This window comes from Streptomyces graminofaciens, from assembly GCF_030294945.1.
Taxonomy (GTDB): Bacteria; Actinomycetota; Actinomycetes; order Streptomycetales; family Streptomycetaceae; genus Streptomyces; species Streptomyces graminofaciens.
The window spans coordinates 4,724,861-4,746,039 of sequence record NZ_AP018448.1; the positions used below are offsets into that span (position 1 = coordinate 4,724,861).

At 70.5% G+C, this 21,179-nt stretch carries 15 protein-coding genes; 7 read left to right on the forward strand and 8 right to left on the reverse strand.

From position 1 onward, the window contains the following. Positions 1-80: 80 nt before the first annotated feature. Both SGFS_RS20005 and SGFS_RS20010 read left to right on the forward strand, forming a co-directional pair. Positions 81-2,282 (forward strand): McrB family protein, encoded by a 2,202-nt coding sequence (locus SGFS_RS20005; protein WP_286252123.1) that lies wholly within the window; start codon positions 81-83, stop codon positions 2,280-2,282. Then, on the forward strand, positions 2,279-3,493 hold the full coding sequence (locus tag SGFS_RS20010) for an McrC family protein (RefSeq protein ID WP_286252125.1): 1,215 nt from the start codon (positions 2,279-2,281) through the stop codon (positions 3,491-3,493). Before SGFS_RS20005 ends, SGFS_RS20010 begins: the two co-directional genes overlap by 4 nt. A gap of 70 nt (positions 3,494-3,563) precedes the next feature. Here the strand turns inward: SGFS_RS20010 and SGFS_RS20015 are convergent, their stop codons facing one another. Then, the gene (locus SGFS_RS20015) at positions 3,564-3,776 is read right to left on the reverse strand and encodes an EF-hand domain-containing protein (protein WP_286252127.1); all 213 of its coding nucleotides are present in this window, start codon (positions 3,774-3,776) and stop codon (positions 3,564-3,566) included. A gap of 72 nt (positions 3,777-3,848) precedes the next feature. Beyond that, positions 3,849-4,763 (reverse strand): helix-turn-helix domain-containing protein, encoded by a 915-nt coding sequence (locus SGFS_RS20020; RefSeq protein ID WP_286252128.1) that lies wholly within the window; start codon positions 4,761-4,763, stop codon positions 3,849-3,851. Between the two features lie 49 nt (positions 4,764-4,812). Here SGFS_RS20020 and SGFS_RS20025 point away from each other — a divergent pair, with 49 nt between their 5' ends. Beyond that, a complete protein-coding gene (locus SGFS_RS20025; protein ID WP_286252129.1) occupies positions 4,813-5,451 on the forward strand; it encodes a GNAT family N-acetyltransferase in 639 nt (212 codons plus the stop codon). Here the strand turns inward: SGFS_RS20025 and SGFS_RS20030 are convergent. From SGFS_RS20030 to SGFS_RS20055, 6 genes are all read right to left on the reverse strand, one after another. Continuing rightward, positions 5,433-6,020, reverse strand: coding sequence for an ADP-ribosyltransferase (locus SGFS_RS20030; protein WP_286252130.1), 588 nt, complete (start codon positions 6,018-6,020; stop codon positions 5,433-5,435). The genes SGFS_RS20025 and SGFS_RS20030 overlap by 19 nt on opposite strands. A gap of 98 nt (positions 6,021-6,118) precedes the next feature. Then, a complete protein-coding gene (locus tag SGFS_RS20035; RefSeq protein WP_286252131.1) occupies positions 6,119-7,342 on the reverse strand; it encodes a YncE family protein in 1,224 nt (407 codons plus the stop codon). A gap of 64 nt (positions 7,343-7,406) precedes the next feature. Then, positions 7,407-8,015 carry an ATP-binding protein gene (locus tag SGFS_RS20040; protein WP_286252134.1) on the reverse strand — a complete coding sequence of 203 codons (609 nt, stop codon included), beginning with the start codon at positions 8,013-8,015 and terminating at the stop codon, positions 7,407-7,409. Between the two features lie 202 nt (positions 8,016-8,217). Then, a complete protein-coding gene (locus SGFS_RS20045) occupies positions 8,218-8,985 on the reverse strand; it encodes an enoyl-CoA hydratase/isomerase family protein (RefSeq protein WP_286252135.1) in 768 nt (255 codons plus the stop codon). Between the two features lie 173 nt (positions 8,986-9,158). Beyond that, entirely contained in the window at positions 9,159-10,415 is a 1,257-nt protein-coding gene (locus tag SGFS_RS20050; protein WP_286252136.1) for a L,D-transpeptidase, read from the reverse strand. A 180-nt stretch (positions 10,416-10,595) separates the two neighbouring features. Further along, a complete protein-coding gene (locus tag SGFS_RS20055) occupies positions 10,596-11,822 on the reverse strand; it encodes a L,D-transpeptidase (protein WP_286252138.1) in 1,227 nt (408 codons plus the stop codon). A gap of 148 nt (positions 11,823-11,970) precedes the next feature. On the opposite strand from SGFS_RS20055, the gene glgX reads away from it, so the two are divergent. The 4 genes from glgX to SGFS_RS20075 all read left to right on the forward strand — a co-directional run bounded on the left by glgX (position 11,971) and on the right by SGFS_RS20075 (position 21,096). Then, complete coding sequence (gene glgX, locus SGFS_RS20060) at positions 11,971-14,229, forward strand: glycogen debranching protein GlgX (protein ID WP_286252141.1); 2,259 nt, start codon at positions 11,971-11,973, stop codon at positions 14,227-14,229. Between the two features lie 116 nt (positions 14,230-14,345). Continuing rightward, positions 14,346-17,351, forward strand: coding sequence for an NACHT domain-containing protein (locus tag SGFS_RS20065; RefSeq protein WP_286252143.1), 3,006 nt, complete (start codon positions 14,346-14,348; stop codon positions 17,349-17,351). A 62-nt stretch (positions 17,352-17,413) separates the two neighbouring features. Beyond that, positions 17,414-19,234: an ABC transporter ATP-binding protein gene (locus SGFS_RS20070; RefSeq protein WP_286252145.1), complete on the forward strand. Its 1,821-nt coding sequence runs from the start codon at positions 17,414-17,416 to the stop codon at positions 19,232-19,234. Then, the gene (locus SGFS_RS20075; protein WP_286252146.1) at positions 19,231-21,096 is read left to right on the forward strand and encodes an ABC transporter ATP-binding protein; all 1,866 of its coding nucleotides are present in this window, start codon (positions 19,231-19,233) and stop codon (positions 21,094-21,096) included. Before SGFS_RS20070 ends, SGFS_RS20075 begins: the two co-directional genes overlap by 4 nt. The last annotated feature ends 83 nt before the right edge of the window (positions 21,097-21,179 follow it).

The window sequence follows — 21,179 nt, forward strand, 5'->3', positions numbered from 1 at the left end:
TCGGTCGACCCTCGTCGTGACGGGTGCCCATCCCCCTTCTAGGGTGGGCACTTCCAACGCGCGAGGGGTGGGTGGCAACCGTGGCGAGACGGCCGGACGGCGCCGATGTCGTGGCGGCGGTGCAACGGGTGTTCCGGGGCGGCCTGCTGACCGGCAGGTCCGCGTTCGCACCGGACCTGACGGCGTGGACCGACACCACTGCCGCCGACCTCCGCGCCCGCTTCGTCGACCAGCCGGACGAGTCCTCGGACACCTTCCTGGTCAAACTGCGCCGGCAACTCGCCGGCGCCCCCGACGAGACGATCACCCTCGCCGCCGAACTCCTCTTCGTGAACATGGCCCCGCTGGTCCCGGAGCAGATCGGCCTCCCGAAGAAGCTCCAGATCCTCCGCGAGGTGCTGTCCTGGGCCGACTCGGAGGTACCGGACTTTCCGCGCAACGTCACAGAGGTGCCCCCGGACCTGGAACCCGGCCTGAAGGGCTTCCTCCACGGCGGCCAGGGCTTCCTGAACTACCGCTGGGCCCAGTTCCAGATCCTCGTCCTGCTGGTGGAGCGCCTCGCCGGGACGGAACGCCAGGAGCGGGAAGCACTCCTGAGCGACCCGTGGCGGTTCCGGGACCTCTGCTTCGGCATCCAGGACACGGTCGGCCACAAGAAGGGCCGCGCCCAGATCCACGTACTGCTCCACATGCTCTTCCCGGACACCTTCCAGCCCATCGCCAGCGCCCACCACAAGTACGAGATCCTCAAGGCGTTCGCGGACGAGCTTCCCCTGGCCACCGACAACGACGACCGGGACCTTCTGAACCTGACCAGGATCCTGGAGGCACAGACCGGCGCCCACGTCGACTTCTACGACGAACCGTGGGTCGCCCGCTGGCGCAAGGGCGCCGTCCAGCACGAACAGCGCGGCTGGCTGGTCCGCGGCTACAACGTCGACGGCCACAACTTCATCCCCGCCTGGATCCGCGACGGCTACTGCTCGGTCTCCTGGCGGGAGGCCCCGGAGATCCCCGCGGACGCGACGAAACAGCAGGTCCAACAGGCCGTCGCCGAGGCCATGCCCGACGCGAGCACCCAGATGCGCGCGGCCGCCGCCTACCAACTGCACGTCTTCCTGACCGTCATGCAGCCCGGCGACCTGGTCGTCACGGTCACCCCGGACGAGGTGCACGTCGGCACGGTCCAGGGCCCACCGTCCTACGACCCCTCCGAGGGCCTCGACAACGCCCGCCGCCGCCCGGTGCGCTGGGCGACGGCCGAGCGCCCCCTCGTCCGGGCCGACCTCCCCGAGAAGGTGCAGGCCAGGCTGCCACTCCCACCCACGGTGTACGACATCAGCAGCGTGGCGGCCGAACTGGCGGAACGCGCGGACCTGGAGGACGTCGTGGCAGAAGAACTCGCCGACGTCGACGTCACCAAGCCCCTCGAACTCCCCCCGGTCACCCAGGAGTTGGCCGACGAGCTGCTCATGCCGCCGGAGTGGCTGCGGGAGACCGCCGAGCAGTTGCAGGACCAGCTGCAGCTGGTGCTCCACGGCCCGCCCGGCACCGGCAAGACCCACCTCGCCCGCGCCCTGGCCAAGCACCTGGCGGGGCCGGACCGGGTGCAGCTCATCCAGTTCCACCCCTCCTACACCTACGAGGACTTCTTCGAGGGGTTCCGTCCCGTGCGGGGCGAGGGCGGCTCGGTGGTCTTCGACGTGCTGCCGGGGCCGTTCAAGCTGCTGGCCGAGCGGGCGCGGAAGGACCCGGCGAACCCGTACGTCCTGATCATCGACGAGATCAACCGGGCGAACCTGGCGAAGGTCTTCGGCGAGCTGTACTTCCTGCTGGAGTACCGCGAGGAGCCCGTCACCACCCAGTACAGCCCCCACGACCCCTTCCACCTTCCCGGCAACCTCTTCCTGATCGGCACGATGAACACCGCCGACCGTTCGATCGCGCTGATCGACGCGGCGATGCGCCGCCGCTTCGCCTTCCGCCGGCTCTCCCCGGAGAAGGCGCCGGTCCAGGGCCTGCTGGCCCGCTGGCTGCACGCCCGCGGTCTGCCGGACACCGCCGCCCGGCTGCTGGACGAGCTGAACGCCCGGCTCGGTGACGCCGACCGCGCCATCGGCCCGTCGTATCTGATGAAGCCCGGCGCGGCCCGCCCCGAGGGCCTGGACCTGATCTGGCGCACCCAGATCCTGCCGCTCCTGGAGGACCAGCTGTACGGCACGGGCATCGACATCGAGGAGGAGTACGGCCTCGCCTCTCTGCGCGCGGCCGTCGACTCGTGACCGCCGCCGCCCTGACCCTGACCGTACGGGAGACGGGCCCGGGCACCCCGTACGAGCTGACCGCCGACCAGGTGGCCGCATTGGTCGCCGTACCGGACCTGGTGCGGCTGGCCCCGGCGCCGGGCGGCCGGTGGCGGCTGCGCGGCAACCAGAAGGCGGGCCTGGTCCGCCTGCGCACCCGGTCGGGCGCGGCGATCCACCTCGACCTGCGCCCCAAACTGGAGATCCACAACCTCCTCTTCCTGCTCGCCCACTCCCCCACCGACCCATGGCACCCGGAGCCGGTCACCGCCGCGGCGGCGGACGGTCTCCTGCCCGCCCTCGCGGACCTCCTCGCCCGCACCGCGCGCCGCACCCTGGAGACGGGCGTCCTGCACGGCTACCGCGAGACGGCGGAGGACCTCCCCCTGATCAGGGGCCGTATCCGCGCCACGGACCAGCTCCGCCGTACCGGCCTGCCGCTCCCGATAGCGGTGCAGTACGACGACCACACCCCGGACATCGCCGAGAACCGCATCCTCCTGGCGGCCCTGCGCCTGGCCGCCCACCTGCCGGACGTCCCGCGGCCGACCCTCCTGGCCCTGCGCAACCTCGCCGACCGCCTCCACGGCGTCACGCTCCCGGCCCCGGGCGCACCGCTCCCCGACTGGACCCCGACCCGCCTCAACTCCCGCTACACGCAGACGCTCCGCCTGGCGGAGCTGCTCCTGTCCGCCCGCGCGCCGCAGCCGGAGGGAGCCGCCTCGATCACCATGGACGGCTTCCTGCTGGACATGCCGAGGGTCTTCGAACGCTTCCTCACCCTCGCCCTCGGCGCCGCCCTGACCCGGCACGGCATCCGCTGCGCGGACCAGGAGACCCACCACCGCCTGGACGAGGCGGGCCGTGTCCCCTTCCGACCGGACCTGGTCCTGTACCGAGCGGGCCGCCCGGTCTCGGTCGTCGACGCGAAGTACACGTTCCTCAAGCCCACGGCCCCACCCGTGGACCACCTCTACCAACTTCTGTCCTACTGCACCGCCCTGGCCCTGCCCCACGGCCACCTGGTCTACGCGGCGGCATCCGGGGCCAACACCCCCGTCGACCACACGATCCGCCACGCGGGCATCACGATCACGGCCCACGCCCTGGACCTGTCCCGACGCCCGGCCGACCTCCTCACGGAGGTGGCGGACCTGGCCCGAAGAACGGCGAACGGGCCCCCCGCCTGACCCCTCACACCACGCCGAAGGGGCGCCCCCTCCGCACGCACGCGGTGGAGACGCCCCTTCGGCGCACGGCTCACTTGTTCAGGTGGGCCCAGAACTCGTCGAACGACAGGAGCTTGTCGCCGTTGAGGTCGCGGCTCTTGATGATGGCCTCCGCGACCGTCTCCGTGACGTTCCAGTCGCCCTCCTGGGCCAGGGCGGTCTTGAACTCGGCGGCAGTGATGAACCCGTCACCGTCCGCATCGATCCGCTCGAACTGCTTGCGTGCTTCCTCGATGTCCGCCACCGATCCGCCCCTTCTTGCTGCCTCGCCGTTTCGCAGGTGATCCTGCCGACGCTCTTGCTGACAGGGGTCAGACTAACTTCCCCTGTGAACGCGCAGCGCGGCGACCACCCACGCGAACTCCTCCCTGTGCGCCGACAGCGGCTCCACGCCCCTCACCAGCGCGGCCAGCTCCCGGAACCGGGCCAGCTCGGCGTGCGCCGCCGACTCCATGCGGTCCAGTACGGCGGCCCGGTCGGCGTCACCGAGCAGCCCGTTCAGGATCTCCTCGGCGGCGGGCGAGGCCGGGTCGACGCCCTCCTGGAGCGCCTCGCCGGCGAGCTGCACGAGGCGGCTCATGAACCACAGCGACGTACCGGCCGGGACGTCCGGCCCCCGGTCCGCCGCGTTGAACTCGACCGTCTGCCGCATCCTCGCCCGGAACCCGGGGTCCTGGATCAGTTCGGCCAGCTCCACCCAGGCGTCCACCTGCTCGGGTGTGGGGTCCTCCGGCAGATCGTCGAGGCTGAACCGGAGCCGGGTGCGGATGTCGGGGTCGGCGGTGTCGAGGCCTCCGAACGTCTCCTCCATGAAGTCGTCGATGATCCGCCCTCGTTCGGCGGCGGACAGGCGTGCCAGCTTGTTCATCAGTGTCATCTCCTCCGCGGTCGAGCCGCGTCGCGCCACGGTCGACAGCACCGCCCGGGTCACCCTCAGCGCCCGGATCTGCGCGTCCAGCGCCGCCACATGTGTGGCCGCGACCTCCGCCACCGTCTCCTCGCCCGCGAGCACCTTGCGGACGTGGTCGAGGCCGAGGCCCAGCTCCCGCAGGGTGCGGATCAGTTCGAGCCGGGCCACGGATCCGGCGTCGTACAGCCGGTAGCCGCCCGCGCTCCGGGTGACCGGATGGAGGACGCCCTCGTCGGACCAGTAGCGGATCGTACGGACGGTCAGGCCGGAGGCGCGCGCGAGCTGCCCGATGGTGAAAAGGCCGGTGCCGTTTTCGATCATGTCTGCGAGTCTGGGCCTTCCAGTGGGTGGAGACTCAAGGAGCGTGGTGATGGAGACTCTCCGGGACATTCTCGACGCGGCGGCGCAGGGTCTCTTCCCGCCGGCGGACGGCCGTACGACCGTCGTCCCCCAGCACTCGCCCCGGGACGCGGGTGTCCTGTCCTTCACGGCACACTCCGTCGTCTTCACGGACGAGGATCCGCACTGGGTGTACGAGACGCTGGCGGCCGCGGAGTGCGACGCGCTGTCCGCGAGCATGAACCCGTGGTTCCTGGCGGCCTTCATGGAACGGACGGGCCGCAGGTCCGAGACGATCGACGCGATGCTGGTCGGCTCACCCCTGCCGGGCGAACCGCCGGTGGCACTGAGGGAGATCGAGGACGCCGGGCATCCTCGTGTCGTCTACGCGCGACGGCGCCGTGACGACGTACGGGTCTGGACGACGGACGGCGGTGTCCTGACGACGGGGCGCGGCATCGCCGGACGTCTGGAGGTCTCGGTCGAGGTGGACGAGGACGTACGGCACCGGGGGCTCGGCCGGTCGCTGGTGACCGCCGCGCGCCATCTCGTCGCCGAGCCGCTGTGGGCGCAGGTGGCGCCGGGGAACGCCCGCAGCATGCGGGCGTTCCAGTCGGCCGGCTACCGTCCGGTCGGCTCGGAGGCGCTGCTTCAGTGCCAGGCCTCGTAGTGCGGGTTGCTCTGGCAGGCGCTCATGATCTCGACCTTGGTGGTCTTGTTCACCGGGCAGACGCCGATGATGTACTTCCGGTCGATCCCGCCGGGGAAGGCGACCTCGACCTGGTCGGCCCACTTGTGGGTGTCACCGATGGTCTTGTTCACGTCCACGCCGCCAGGGGCGTCGATGTAGTAGTTGTAGCCCGACTTCCACCAGGTCTTGTACAGGTCGTGGTCGTACGTCGTGGACACGTACGGCGAGGGCTGGTTGACCAGGACGTACTGCTCGATGTCGTACTGGCCGTTGATGACGTCCTTGGGGCGGAAGCCCTCCGCGAAGACGGTCTCCGGGCCGCGGCCGTCGCTGCGGTAGAGGGTGCCGCAGGTCTTGCGCCAGACCGGGGCGGGGGTGATGCGGTCGACGTCGACACGGCGGTCGACCGCGGCCTTGACGGGGTCGTCGTACTGGGTACAGGCGGGTGCGGCGGCCTTCACCGGTGTCGTGGCGGCGGTCGTCGCGAAGACGGCCGCGAAGGACAGGACGACGGCGGCGGCCCGGCGCCGCAGACGAGTTGTGATCATGCAGGGCACCTTCTCGGCTGTGCGGCGCCGGGCCGGGGATCATCACCCGTACGGCGGCGTGTCAGAGCGCCCGGTTGTCATGCGCCGTCTGTCGTGTGTCACCGGAAGATGCCCGTGTGGCCCAGCGAGTAGCGGCCGGGCTGCGGATAGACCGCGAGGCCGTGCGGGCCGCTGCCGACCGGGATGCGGGCGAGCTGCTTCCCGCTGCGGGTGTCGATGGCGTACACCTCGGAGTCGTAGCGGCCGGACAGCCACAGGACGTTGCCGTCGGCGGAGACGCCGCCCATGTCCGGGCTGCCGCCGTCGGGCAGGTGCCACTTCTTGGTCAGCTCGTTCCTGGTGAAGTCGAAGACGGACACGGAACCCTCGCCGCGGTTGGAGACGTACATCTCGCGGGAGTCGCGGCCGACGTACAGGCCGTGGCAGCCCTTGCCGGTGGGCAGCAGCTCCGGCTCGTCGAACTTGTCGCCGTCGAGGACCCACATGCCGTCGGCCATCATGTCGGCGACGTAGAACCGCTTGCCGTCCGGGGAGATCTTCACGTCCTGCGGCATGGCCCCGTCGAACGGCAGCTTCTGCTGGCCGACGACCTTCATCTTCTCGGTGTCGACCTTGAGCAGTTCACCGCTGAACTCGCAGGACACGATGAAGTACCTGCCGTCGAGCGAGAAGTCGGCGTGGTTGACGCCGTAGCAGGTGACCGGCTCGGTCTTGATCCGCTTCATGGTGTGCGGGTCGCGGAAGACGAGTTCGCGGTCGAGGGAGGCCATGACGACGGCGTACTTGCCGTTGGGAGTGAAGTAGAGGTTGTACGGGTCGTGCACCTCGACCGACTTGCCGACCTTCCCCGTCCTGGGGTCGATGGGGGTGAGGGTGTGGCCCCGGTTGTTGTTGACCCACAGGGTCTTCAGGTCCCAGGAGGGCACGACGTGCTGGGGCTGCCTGCCGACGGGGATCGTCTCGATGATCTCGTACGTCTTGGGGTCGATGACGGAGACGGTGTCGGACTCGCTGTTGGGGACGTAGACCCGGGAGGGGAAGTCCTTGACCACCGGGGAGAGCATGTTCGGGCGGTCGGCGGCGTAGACGTCCTTGGGGTCGAGCACGGGCGGCATACCGTGCAGCCCCTGGATCGCCGGCCGCTGTCTCTTCTTCCGCTCGGCGGCTTCGGCGGCGGCCCGGTCGGCTCTGTCGGCCCGGATCCGCTGCTCCTGCTCCTTGGTCTTGGAGTCGGTGCCACACGCGGCCACGGCGGCGAGAACGGCGGCCGCGAGAAGGGCGCGCTGCATGAGGGGGGTGCGGGGTGTGGTCACGCGCACCATTTATAGGGAGGTCGGGCGCGAATTCCGGCGATTGGCCCGTTCGGCGGAGGTGCGCGTTGCGCCCCTAACGGTCCGCCACTCTCATCTCGAACCACGTCGTCTTCCCCCGGGGTAACAGATCCACCCCCCACCGGTCGGCCAACTTGTCGACGAGGAACAACCCCCGCCCACTGATGTCCATCTCCTGCACCGGCATCAGACAGGGCAACCCCCGCGAGGGATCGCGGACCTCCACCCGGATCCACCCCCGCCGCCGCCGCATCCGCAGCCCGAAAACACGGGCCCCCGTGTGCCGCACGGCGTTGCCGACCAGCTCGGAGACGAGTAACACCGCGTCCTCGGTCATCTTGGGCGACAGCCCCCAGTGGCGCAGTACGACGACCTGGGCGAGCCTGCGCGCGGTGGCCGCGGACTCGGGGCGGGACGGCAGCGGGACCTCGGCCTCCGTCGGGTTGCCGAACAACTCCAGTGCCTTCAGCGCCCGTTCGTCCTCGATCGCAGGCGACCAGCGCGCCGCGGTCGCACTCACGTGCCGCCGCGGCTGTTCGATACCCTCCAGCCCCGCCATGCCCCCATCATGGCCGCCCGGGGCGCGCTTCGGGGGCGTTCCGCAGGAATACAACCCCCGGAACCAACCATTCCGGTGGATTCGCCCGGCATATGACAGAGGCATCCAATACCGCACCAAACCGGCGTTGACCTGCGGACATGCACTGAATATCGGTCAACGCCGGAGGTTACCAACAAGGATCCTTTAAGGCTCCCTTAAGGTGCGGCCAAACCGCCCCTTCGGGGGACACGGGTAAGACATCGCGTCAACTGCAAGTCGATCCGCGATATTTGTCGAGCCGTCAGGCCCGCCGAACCGGTAGCCGTCAGAGGAACTTGGCCTTGCCCGGCCCCTCCTCCACGAAGCTCCGCATCCCGCGCTCCCGGTCCTCCGTGGCGAACAGCCCCGCGAACCAGTTCCGTTCGATCGCGAGCCCCGTCTCCAGGTCGGTCTCCAGGCCCGCGTCGATGCACTCCTTGGCCGCCCGCAGCGCGATCGCCGGGCCCTGGGCGAGCCTGGCGGCCCACGTGTGCGCGGCCTCGTACACCTCGTCGGCCGGGACGACCCGGTCGACCAGGCCGAGCGTGAGGGCCTCGTCCGCCTTGACCATCCGGCCGGTGAAGACGAGGTCCTTCGCCTTGGAGGGGCCGACGAGCCGGGACAGTCGCTGGGTGCCGCCGGCACCCGGGATCAGGCCGAGCAGGATCTCCGGCTGGCCGAGCTTCGCGTTCTCCGCGGCGATGCGGTAGTCCGCGCAGAGCGCCAGCTCGCAGCCGCCGCCCAGGGCGTACCCCGTGATGGCCGCGACGACCGGCTTCGGGATGCGGGCCACCGCCGTGAAGGAGTCCTGCAGGTCCCGGGAGCGCGCGACCATCGCCGCGTGGTCCATGGCCTGCATCTCCTTGATGTCGGCGCCGGCCGCGAACACCTTCTCCCCGCCGTAGATCACCACGGCGCGCACGTCCTCGCGGCGCGTGGCCTCCTCCGCCAGTTCCTTGAGGCGGTCCTGCGTGGCGATGTCCAGCGCGTTCATGGGCGGACGGTCGAGCCGGATCGTGCCGACGCCCTCGGCGACTTCGAGATGCACAGTCATGAGGGCAGGTTAACCGGGACTAACAGCAACCGTTCCGGTGCGGTCGATCACAGTCGGCCGGGGGTCCGGGGGTTGCCCCCAGGCGGACACGGCACGGGGACCGACGACAACGGCCCCGGTGTGCCGTGTCACAGCGCACCGGGGCCGTACGTCGGGGCATCAGCCCGGAAGGGTCACGCCTTCCACTTCGCCCACGACATGTTCCAGCCGTTGAGGCCGTTGTCCGGGTCGACGATCCGGTCGTTGGAGTTCTTCACGACGACGACGTCGCCGATCATCGAGCGGTTGAAGAACCAGGCCGCGGAAACGTTCTTGTCGTAGCCGCCGCGCACATCGCGCAGACCGATGCAGCCGTGGCTGGCGTTGCGGTTGCCGAAGGCGTCGCCGCCCCAGTAGTTGCCGTGGATGAAGGTGCCGGAGGTGGTCAGGCGCTGGGCGTGCGGGACGTCCTTGATGTCGTACTCGCCGCCGTAGCCGACCGTCTCGCCGTTCATCCGGGTCACCGAGAGGCGCTCGGTGATGACCATCTGGCCGTTCCAGGTGTCGTAGCCGGGCGCGCCGGTGGTGACGGGGATGGTCTTGATGACCTTGCCGTCGCGCCTGACGACCATCTTCTTGGTCTTGACGTCGACCGTGGAGACCTGGCTGCGGCCGATGGTGAAGGAGACCTTCTTGTTCTGCTCGCCGTAGACGCCGTCGCGGCCCTCGACACCGTCGAGGTTGAGGTCGACGGTGACCTTCGTGCCCGCCTTCCAGTACTTCTCCGGGCGGAAGTCGAGGCGGTCGTTGCCGAACCAGTGGCCCTCGACGTCGACGGCCGGCTCGGTCTTGATGGTGATGGCCTTCTCGACGTCGTCGGGGGCCGTGATGCCGCGCGTGAAGCGGATCGAGAACGGCATGCCGACGCCGACCTTCGAGCCGTCCTCGGGGGTGAACATGCCCACGAAGGTGTTCTTCGGGGTCAGCGTGGTGAAGGACGAGTCCTCGGCGGCCTCACGCCCCGCGGAGTCCTTCGCGACCGCGTGCACCTTGTACTCGGTGGCCGAGGAGAGGTGGGTGGAGGGCGTCCAGGTGGCGCCGCCGTCCGTGATCTCCCCGGCGATCTCCTCGCCCTTGCCGTCCTTGACCGTGACCTCGGACAGCTTTCCCTTGGCGGCGGTGACCTTGAGGGCACCGCTGGTCGCCACGTCGTCGGCGCCGTCCTTGGGCGCGATGGAGACCACGGCCTTCGAGGCGGCGGTGTCCGCCTTGTCGGAGGCGGTCCTGTCCGAGCCGTTCTTCCTGCCGTCGCCGGAGCCGGAGTCCGAGCCCCCGCCGCCCCCGCACGCGGTCGCGGTGAAGAGCGTCATCCCGAGCAGCAGTGCCAGGACCCCCTTGCTCCCCCGGTTCCGCGCGCCAACCGACGCCCCCGATATCGGTCGCCCGTTCAACTTTCTGTCTCCCCTCGCACGGCCTGATCAGGCCCGCACCCCTACGCGCGACCCGCGCGTACGCACGTACATTAACCAGATGATCGGGATGGATTGGTCTCGGCGCATGTCACCGTTCAGTCCCAACTTCAACGATCATGTACGTCCCCCCGGCCGCCCGCATAGCGCCCCTATGTCGGTCTACTTCACCGCGGCACCCGCTTTCCATTCCTTCCAGCGCAAGTTCCACCCGCCGAGGCCATTGTCGGGAGCGACCTTTTTGTCGTTGCTGTTGACCACCTCGATGACGTCCCCGATGAGGCTGCGGTCGAAGAACCAGCCCGCGGGCGTGGAGGAACTGCCGCCCTTCACATCGCGCAGCCCGACACAGCCGTGGCTGACATTGGCCCGCCCGAAGGCGTCCGGCGCCCAGTAGTTGCCGTGCAGGAAGGTGCCGGAGGTGGTCAGGCGCATGGCGTGCGGGACGTCCGGGATGTCGTACTCGCCCTTGCCGTCGGCCTTCTTGAAGCCGACGGTGGCGCCGTTCATCCGGGTCACCTCGAGCATCTCGATGACGACCATCTTGCCGTTGTACGTGGTCGTGCCGGGCGCCCCGGCCGTGATGGGCAGGGTGGCGAGGTGGTGGTCGCCGCGCTGGACGCGCATGGTGTGGGTGGCCGCGTCGACACGGCTGACCTGGTGTCTGCCGACAGTGAAGGAGAAGCTCTTGTACTGCTGCCCGTAGACGCCGGGTGCCCCCTCGACGTCCCGCAGCCGCAGCCCGACGGTGACCTTCGTGCCGGGCTTCCAGTACTTCTCGGGCCGGAAGTCCAGGCGCTTCCTGCCGAACCAGTGCGGCCGGACGTCGACGGCCGGCGAGGCGGTCACGGCGACGGCCCGCTCGACGGCCGCGCGGTTCTCGATCTTCCGGTTGAACTCCAGGGAGACGATCATCCCGGTGCCCACGGTGGCCCGGTTCTCCGGTGTGACGTACGCGATGAAGCGTTTTCTGGGGACCTGCGTGGTGAAGGTGACGTGCCGCGCCGAGCGGCGGCCGTGGCCGTCCAGGGCGACCGCGTCGACGGTGTACTTGGCCGCCAGCGCGAGCTTCCGTGCGCCGGTGGGGCGCCATGTCAGTCCGTCGGCCGAGACACGCCCGGGCACGGGTGACTCCTGGGCGTCCTGGGACTTAACGACCTTCACGGACTCCAGGCGCCCGCTGGGCACCCGTACCTCGAAGCGCTGGTCGGCGCGCACCCCCTTGCTGCCGTCCTCGGGGGTCACACGAATCATGTCGTCGGGCGCCTTCTCACTGGTCAGGGGCGTTCCCGGGGTGCAGCCGACGGCTCCGGCGAGCAGTCCTGCCCAGGTCAGTGCGGCGGCCAGCGCGGCCCGGGCGCGGCGCGCGTGCGTCTGTGCGTGGTTCACGTGCGGCCCAACGACGGCGCACGCCCCCGGGAAACGTGAGTGCGAGGCGTGCTCTGGGCAGAACCCTTGGGAGGACGACGAGACAGGCCCCGGGGCGGGACACCCGGGTCCCCGTCCCCGTCGTCCCACCGAGTCGCGGGAGGCCGTGGTGTCGAGCGCAGCCGAGCAGGAGGCAGTTCAGGAGGCACGCGCGGTGCCGGCCGCGCGCCCGGCCCCCGGGCTGAACGGCAAACGGATCCCGGCGGAGCCGTCCATGCCCGTGTGGCCGGGCGCCCCGACCCCACTCGGGGCCCGCTTCCGGGTCGGCCCCGACGGAGTCGCGGGCACCAACTTCGCGCTGTGGGCGGGCGGGGCGGAGGCCGTGGAGCTGTGCCTGTTCTCCGAGGAGGGCGTGGAGACCCGGCTGAGGCTGACGGAACTCACACACGAGATCTGGCACGGCTTCGTGCCCGGCGTCCTCCCCGGCCGGCGGTACGGCTATCGGGTGCACGGCCGCTGGGACCCCTGGACCGGCGCCCGCTGGAACCCGGCGAAGCTGCTCCTGGACCCGTACGCGCGTGCCGTGGACGGCGAGTTCAGCCTGCCCCCCGAGGTGTACGGGCACGTCCGTGACTGGCCCGAGCAGCGGGTGGCGGACACCGTGCGCGACGAGCGGGACTCGGCGCCGTACGTCCCGAAGGGGGTCGTCGTCCACGATGACGTGACCGACGACGAATGGACGTACGACCGGCGCCCGAAGACCCCGTGGGCGGACTCGGTGATCTACGAGCTGCACGTGAAGGGGTTCACACAGCTGCACCCCGGCATCCCCGAGGAACTGCGCGGCACCTACGCGGGCCTGGCGCACCCGGCGGCGATCGAGCACCTGGTGAAGCTGGGCGTGACGGCGGTCGAGCTGCTCCCCGTCCATCAGTTCGCCCACGAGGACCACCTGCTGCGCCGGGGCATGCGCAACTACTGGGGCTACAACTCCATAGGCTACTTCGCCCCGCACGCGGCGTACGCGGCCTCCGGCACGACCGGCCAGCAGGTCGGCGAGTTCAAGCGCATGGTCCGGGCGCTGCACGCGGCCGGCATCGAGGTCGTCCTCGACGTCGTCTACAACCACACGGCCGAGGCCGACGAACGCGGCCCGAGCCTGTCCCTGCGGGGCATCGACAACCGCGGCTACTACCGGCTGCAGGGCGACGCGCGTCACTACGCCGACTACACGGGCTGCGGCAACACCCTGCACGTGGTCCAGCCGCACGTCCTGCGTCTGATCACGGACTCGCTGCGGTACTGGGTGACGGAGATGGGGGTGGACGGCTTCCGGTTCGATCTGGCTGCGGCACTCGCCAGGTCCATGCATGACGTCGACATGCTGTCTCCCTTCCTCGCCGTCATCGCCCAGGACCCCGTGCTGCGGCGGGTGAAGCTGATCGCCGAGCCGTGGGACGTCGGCTCGGGCGGCTACCAGGTGGGCGCCTTCCCACCCCTGTGGACGGAGTGGAACGACCGCTACCGGGGGGCCGTCCGGGACTTCTGGCGGGGCGCGCTGCCGGACGTACGGGATCTGGGGTACCGGCTGTCGGGGTCGAGCGACCTGTACGCGTGGGGAGGCCGCCGCCCGTACGCCTCCGTCAACTTCATCACCGCGCACGACGGTTTCACGCTCCGGGACCTCGTCTCGTACGAGCACAAGCACAACGAGGCGAACGGGGAGGGCAACCGGGACGGCTCGGACGACAACCGGGCCTGGAACTGCGGGGCCGAGGGCGAGACGGAGGACGAGGGCGTACGGGCGCTCAGGCGGCGGCAGCTGCGGAACCTGCTGACCACGCTGCTGCTGTCGACGGGTGTGCCCATGCTGGTCGCCGGGGACGAGCTGGGGCGCACGCAGGGCGGCAACAACAACGCGTACTGCCAGGACAACGAGATCAGCTGGCTGGACTGGGGGCTGCTGGAGGAGCCGGGCTGGAAGGCCCTGTTCGACCTGACGGCACGGCTGATCGCGCTCCGGCACGAGCACCCGGTGCTGCGCCGCCGGGCCTTCTTCTCCGGCCGGGCCCACTCGGCGGACGGGCTGCGGGACCTGGCGTGGTTCACGGCACACGGGACCGAGATGACGGAACAGGACTGGTACGCGCCGGCCGCCACGCTGGGCATGTACCTGTCCGGCCGGGACATCCCCGGCCGGGACGGGCGGGGGGCGCCGATCCTCGACGACAGTTTCCTGGCCGTGCTGCACGCCGGGGACGGCCCGGTGGACTTCGTCCTGCCGGGGCCGCCGTGGGCGGAGCGGTACGAGGTGGTCGTGGACACCGCGGAGGAGGCGCAGGGGGAGGCGCCCGGGGTGGTGCATGAGGCCGGGGAGACGGTGGTGATGGCGGGGAGGTCCGTGGTGCTGCTGCGGGTCGTGGGGTGAATTCGCGTGAAGTGGCGGGTGGATCAAGGGAGTTGAGTAGACGAGCGGGGGAGATTCCGTAACGGAATGGGAGTGACTGCCTGTGACTGTCATGTCCTGGTCGGTAACCTCCCTTCGTGAGCGGACAGATCGACACACTCCTGCCGTACGGGGTCGGCGCCGTCGCCTTCCTGGCTCTGCTGTTCTTCTTCGCGCGCCCCTTCCTCACCACCCTGGCGGGCGACGCGGCGAAGGCCACCCCCGGTGCCGTACGACGGCTGTACCGGCGGCTGCGCCCCGTCGGCGGCCGGAAGCTGAGGCGGTACCGCAACCAGGTGCGGACCGAGAACTCCAAGGTCAGGCTGGGCCTTTCACCGAGCGGCCGGGAGGGCGGCGGCGGACACGGTACCCCCGGCCTGCGGGACGTGTACGTGCCGTTGCAGTGCGAGCAGAACGGCGGGCGCACCGACGCGGCGACGCTGCTGCGCGAGCACCATCGCACGGTGCTGCTGGGCGCGCCGGGCGCGGGCAAGTCGCTGCTGCTCAAGCACGAGATGCTGGAGTGGGCGGACGGGGAGGACGACAAGGCGCTGCCGGTGATCGTGGAACTGCACGCCTGCAACACGGCTCAGCGGCCCGATGACGCTCGTGGGCTGTTCGAGTGGTTGATCACCGGAAAGTTCGCGAAGGCCGGGATCTCGACGGCGAGGGAGATGGTGGAGAGCCGGCTGGACTCCGGCGGCCTGCGCGTCTTCTTCGACGGGCTCGACGAGGTGGGGACGGAGCACTTCGAGCGGGCCGTGCGTGAACTGCGGGAGTTCGCGATCCGGTACGGCGACTGCGACATGGTCGTGTCGTGCCGCAGCGCCGCGTACGACGGGCAGTTGCAGGATGTGTTCGAGCAGGAGATACGGATCGCCGAGTTCGACGACGCGTCGATCCTGCGGTTTCTGTCCAAGTGGCCGGAGCTGACGGATCCGGTGATGGCGGCGCGGATCTTCCAGGCCTTGCAGGACGATCCGGAGCTGATGGTGCTGGCGCGCAGTCCGTTGATGCTGACGATGATCGCGTACCTCCAGTCGGGCGACCGGGCGGAGAGCGTGGGCCCGCTGCCGAACTCCCGGGCCGCGTTCTACGACATGGCCGTCGCCCATCTCCTCGACCGGGACCGGCTGCTGAACCGCAGCGAGGCGATCGGCGTCTACAACGCGGGCCGCAAGACGCTGGTGCTCCAACGTCTCGCGCTCAGACAGCTGAGTACGTCCTCGGCGCGAGGGGATCGGCAGGAGATCACCCGTGAGCGGTTCGAGCGTGTGATCGACGAGCTGCTGCCGGGCTTCGACCTGGAACGGAGCCCGCATCTTCAGAGGATGCTGGCCGAGATCGTCCACCGCAGCGAGCTGATCAAGGACATCGACCGGGGGCGGCACTACCAGTTCACCCACCTGACGCTGTTGGAGTACCTCGCGGCGTGCGAGTTGCGGGGCGACGAGCAGCGGTTGATGGAGTACTACCGCCGGGATCCGACGCCGTGGCGGGAGACGGTGCGGATGTGGTGTGCGGTGACTCGGGGGTCCTGCACGCAGGTGGTACGGGAGGTGTTCGAGGACACCGACATACGGCGGCAAGTGCTGGCGTTGCAGTGCCTGGCCGATACGGTGCACATCGAGGAGGAGCTGGCGGAGGAGGTTCTGGCGTTCTTCCTGGGGCGGTTGGGGGCCGCCGGGGATGTGGAAGGCGATGTCTCCAAGGGGTTGGGGATCTTGGCGGCGAGCAGCGGGCTTCGGGGGCGGAGGGTGCGGGAGGCACTGATCGCGGCGGCACGGGGCCCTGTTTCGGCTCGGCGGTCGGCGGCGATACGGGCGCTCGTGGTGTCGGGGCGGCAGGAGGCGGCGACCGCGCTGGCGTGGCTGGAGGACGACGAGGCGAGGGCGGCGTTGCAGGCCATGGGGGACGTGGCGGTCCCGTCGCTGGCCCAGGTGGCGGAGCACGGGGAGGTGTGGGCCGTACGGTCCCTGGGGTCGGTGGGAACCCCGGCGGCAGCGGTTCGACTGGCCGGGCTGCTGTGGGCGGAGCGGATCCGGAGGGCGAACGGCGCCGAGGTCGCCGCCACGGCGGCGTGGCAGTTGGCGTCTCTCATCCGCACCCCGGAGGTGCTCTCCGCGCTCGCCGAGTGGGCGCCGCGGTCCGATGTCCACCACCCGTACGACTGGGTGTGGGAGCCCTTCCAGCGCGAGAAGAGCTTGACGGTGGTGGTCGGCAGGATCGCCGAGCTGATGCGCACGGGTGTCCCGTCCGCCTGGAGCGGCGTCACGTCGATCGACCCCCGCATCGGGATTCCGCTCTTCGCCTGCGCCGATTTCGGGCGCTTTGGTCCCGGGATTCCCATGGGAGAGATCGACCACGTCCTCGGCGAGGTCCAGTCGGTCATCCCCACCGTGCCCGGCCTGCCGAACCAGCGGCCTGACGCGCGCCGCCGGGTGACGATCGCGCGCCTCTTCGACTCCGACGCGGCAGTCGCCCCCTCCGGAAGACGCACCCTGGAACCGCTCAGGGACGCGCTTCTGACCGCCCACAGCGTGTCCGCAGCCCAGCGGGCCGTACTGGCGGCGCTGCCGTGGCAGGCTCAGACACGCCTCCTGGGTGCGCGTTTCGGCAGTGGCGCCTCCGACACTCGCGGCTTCCGGACGAAATGGCGTCAGGTCCGCGAGGAACCCGACGCGCCCGTGGCGTTGAAGGGCCTGGCCTGGACGACGGGGACGCTGCTGGCGCTCCTCACCCTCGTGCTCGGCGGGACACGCCTGGTGTCAGGGGCCTTCGCGTGGGCGCCGTGGGGGATGGAGCCCTGGGGGCCTCGTTCGCTCGCGACGGCAGTCCTGATCACCATGGTCGCCGCCATGGCCGGCCTGGCGAGAGCCACCGGCGACGGAACCATAGCCCTCCTCGTCGTGACCGAAGGCGTCTGTGCCACCCACCTCTTCTGGCTCACGCTCGCCTCGGGCAGGGACCTGTTCGGCTGGCCCGTAGCCCTGCTGGTCATGGGGTCGCTCACCCTGACCACCGTGGCGGCGGCCCTCCGCGCCGCCCGCATCACCGCCAAGATCGACAACCCCCTCCGCGACGCCCTCGCCGCCGCCGAATGAGCCCCCGTGCGCGCCCGAAACTCACTGGGCGTTGTCAGTGGCGATCCGTAGGCTCGCCACTGATGTCCACTACACGTGCAACCACCAGCGAACCCGAAAGCGAACCCGAGCCGTCCAGGGACCGTTCCGCCGTCAGAACGCTCCTGCGGCTGTGGCCGTACGTGCGGCCCGTGCGGGTACGGCTGTTCACGGCCGCGGCCGTGGCGATAGTGGCGTCCTGTACGGGGCTGGTGATCCCGCTCGTGCTGAAGTGGATGGTGGACGGACCCGTAGCCGACCGCGACCCGGCGGGCGTGTGGCTCGGCGCGCTGTATCTGCTGCTGCTCGGGCTCGCGGAGGCGCTGCTGTTCGGGTTACGGCGGTGGCTGGTGGCGCGACCGCTCGCCGGGGTCGAGGCGGCGATGCGCGCGGATCTGTACCGGCATCTGCAGCGGCTTCCGATGGCGTTCCACGACCGCTGGGCCTCGGGCCAGCTGCTGTCGCGCGGCACGACCGATCTCATGCTGCTGCGCATGTTCCTGGCCTTTCCGCTGACGTTCCTGCTGGTCAACGCCGTGACCATCCTCGCCGGCCTGTTCATCATGCTGATGCAGGACTGGTCGCTGGGGCTGGTGATCCTCGGGCCCGCGGTGCCCGTGATCGTCACATGTGTGCTCTTCGAGAAGCGGTACGCCGAGGTGGCGCGCCTCGCTCAGGACCAGGTCGGCGATCTGACCACGGTCGTCGAGGAGAGCGTGCTCGGGATCCGGATCATCAAGGGGTTCGGACGGCACCGCAGCCAGGCCCGGGCCTTCCGTGAACTGTCCAGGACGCTGCGCGGCACGGAATTGCGCAAGGCGAGGCTGCTCTCGGCGATCTGGGCGGTGATCGTGACACTGCCGGAGCTGGCGATCGGGGCGGCACTGGTGCTCGGGACGGTTCAGGTGGCGGACGGGGTGCTGTCGGCGGGAACGCTGGTCGCCTTCCTGTCCACGGCCCTCGCGCTGCGCTGGCCCGTCGACTCCATCGGGTTCCTGCTGGCGATGAGCCAGGAGGCGGCGACGGCGACGGAGCGGTACTTCGAGGTGATGGACGAGAAACCGGAGGCCGAGACCGTCGGTACGGCTGTGTCGGGTGCCGCACCAGCAGACTCCGAGGACAGCGGGCTCCGGTTCCACGACGTCGTCTTCCGCTACCCCGACGCCGCCCCCGACACGCCCCCCATCCTCACCCACATCGACCTCCACATCCGCCCCGGCGAGTCCATGGCCCTGGTCGGCGCCACCGGCTCCGGCAAGACCACCCTCACCGCCCTCGTCCCCCGCCTCCACGAAACGACCTCCGGCCGTATCACCCTCGACGGTCACGACATCACCGAGATGTCCCGGGAGTCGCTGCGCGCCCTCGTCGCCGTCGCCTTCGAGGAACCCACCCTCTTCTCCGCCACCGTCGGCGAGAACGTCCTCATGGGCGCAGGGCACGGCGCGGGCGAACCCGAGCTGGAGCGGGCCCTCGCCATCGCCCAGGCCGACTTCACGCACGCCCTGCCCCACGGCACCGGCACCCAGGTCGGCGAGCAGGGGCTCAGCCTCTCCGGGGGCCAGCGGCAGCGGCTGGCGCTGGCGCGGGCGGTGGTCGGCCGACCCCGTTTCCTCGTGCTGGACGACCCGCTGTCCGCGCTGGACGTGCACACGGAGGCCGCCGTCGAGGCCGCCCTGCGCCAGGTGCTCGCCGAGACGACCGCCCTGATCGTGGCGCACCGGCCGTCCACGGTCCTGCTCGCCGACCGCGTGGCCCTGCTCTCCGGCGGCCGTATCGCCGCGGTCGGCACCCACCACGAACTGCTGCGTACGAACGCCGAGTACGCCCATCTGATGTCCGGCACCGAGGAGGACGAACGATGACGGCGCCCACGACTTCCGCGCCGGACAAGGACCCCAACGAAGAGGAACCCCCCGCGCGACAACCCACCCCCGTCGACCCCTTCGACCACGACGACCTCCCCACTCCCCCGGGCGCCACCGCCGCCCTCCTGCGCTCCCTCCTCGCCCCGATGAAGGCCCGGGTCGTGCTCACCAGCGTGCTGCTGCTGCTTCAGCAGGCGGCGGTGCAGGCGGGCCCGCTGCTGGTGGCGTACGCGATCGACCGGGCCGTGCCGACCTTCCGGGACGGCCGGCACGGGCCGCTGGTCGCCGTGGCGGTGGCGTACCTGCTGTGCGCGGTGGCGTCGGGCGCGCTGCAGTACGCGTTCATCTCGGTCTCCGCGCGGGTCAGTCAGGACGTGCTGCTCGATCTGCGCGGGCGGATCTTCCGGCACGCGCAGGCGCTGAGCGTGGACTTCCACGAGCGGTACACCTCGGGGCGGCTGATCTCCCGTTCCACCACGGATGTCGAGTCGTTGCGCGAGCTGCTCGACGAAGGTCTCCAGGAGCTGGTGACCGTCATCCTCTCCGTCGTCTACATCTCGGCGATGCTGCTCTGGCTGGACCTCGGCCTGGGCGCGGCGGCGGTGGCGTCGTTCGGGCCGCTGTACTGGTTCGTACGGCGGTATCGGCGTCGGGCCACAAAGGTCTACGGCGCCCGGTCCACCGCCATCGCCGCCGTGATCGTGAAGTTCGCGGAGACGATGAACGGCATCCGGCCGGTGCGCGCGTTCCGCCGCGAGCAGGCGAACGACGAGGAGTTCGGCGTCCTCAACAAGCGGCACGAGCGCAAGAACGGCGACGCGCTGCTGGAGATGGCCCGCTATGTGGTCAGCTCGCGGGTAGTCGCCAACATCACGGTCGCGGGGATCGTGCTGTGGGGCGCGTACCGGGTGGCGGCGGACTCGCTCGCGCTGGGTGTGCTGGCGGCGGCGGTGCTGTATCTGCGGCGGCTGTACGACCCGATCGACCGGCTCGGCATGTTCCTCAACTCGTACCAGTCGGCGGCGGCCTCGCTGGAGAAGATCGCGGGGCTGCTGGCCCAGACGCCGTCGGTCCCCGAGCCCGCCGAGCCCAGGGAGTTGCCGCCCCCCGCCTCCGAACTGCCCGGCCGCGAGGTCGTGTTCGAGGGCGTGCGGTTCGCGTACCGCACCGGCGGCGAGGTGCTGCCCCGTTTCGATCTCACCCTCCCGGCCGGCCGGACCGTGGCCGTGGTCGGCTCCACCGGCGCCGGCAAGTCGACGCTCGCCAAGCTGCTCGCCCGGTTCTACGACCCCTCGGACGGGCGCGTCCTCCTCGACGGCGTCGACCTGCGCGACCTCGCTGTGCCCGAGCTGCGGCGCGGGGTGGTCATGGTCACCCAGGAGTCGTTCCTGTTCTCCGGCACGGTCGCCGAGAACATCACGATCGGCCGCCCCGACGCCGGCCGCGCGGAGATCGAGCAGGCCGCCAAGGCCATCGGCGCCCATGACTTCATCAGCGCGCTGCCGGAGGGCTACGACACCGACGTACGCAAGCGGGGCGGTCGTATCTCCGCCGGGCAGCGCCAGCTCGTCGCGTTCGCGCGTGCGTTGCTCGCCGACCCGGCCGTCCTCATCCTCGACGAGGCGACCAGCTCCCTGGACATCCCCGGGGAGCGGGCGGTGCAGCGCGCGATGTCGACCGTGCTGCGCGGCCGTACGGCCGTCGTGATCGCCCACCGGCTGTCCACGGTCGAGATCGCCGACCGGGTGCTGGTGATGGAACACGGCCGGATCGTGGAGGACGGCAGCCCGACCGAACTGATCGCGGGAACGGGCAGGTTCGCGGATCTGCACCGGGCGTGGCGGGACAGCTTGGCATAGCGCCCCGACAGGGGCGCGGGGCTGCGACATATGCGGCTCCGCCGCGTGGGCGCGATCAGCCCCCCACTCACCCGCAGCCGAAG

Bases quoted from the DNA above. Each gene is read 5' to 3' on its own strand.
- SGFS_RS20020 (WP_286252128.1), bottom strand. From the start codon at position 4,763: ATGATCGAAAACGGCACCGGCCTTTTCACCATCGGGCAGCTCGCGCGC.
- SGFS_RS20025 (WP_286252129.1), top strand. From the start codon at position 4,813: ATGGAGACTCTCCGGGACATTCTCGACGCGGCGGCGCAGGGTCTCTTC.
- SGFS_RS20030 (WP_286252130.1), bottom strand. From the start codon at position 6,020: ATGATCACAACTCGTCTGCGGCGCCGGGCCGCCGCCGTCGTCCTGTCC.
- SGFS_RS20035 (WP_286252131.1), bottom strand. From the start codon at position 7,342: ATGGTGCGCGTGACCACACCCCGCACCCCCCTCATGCAGCGCGCCCTT.
- SGFS_RS20040 (WP_286252134.1), bottom strand. From the start codon at position 8,015: ATGCCTCTGTCATATGCCGGGCGAATCCACCGGAATGGTTGGTTCCGG.
- SGFS_RS20045 (WP_286252135.1), bottom strand. From the start codon at position 8,985: ATGACTGTGCATCTCGAAGTCGCCGAGGGCGTCGGCACGATCCGGCTC.
- SGFS_RS20070 (WP_286252145.1), top strand. From the start codon at position 17,414: ATGTCCACTACACGTGCAACCACCAGCGAACCCGAAAGCGAACCCGAG.
- SGFS_RS20075 (WP_286252146.1), top strand. From the start codon at position 19,231: ATGACGGCGCCCACGACTTCCGCGCCGGACAAGGACCCCAACGAAGAG.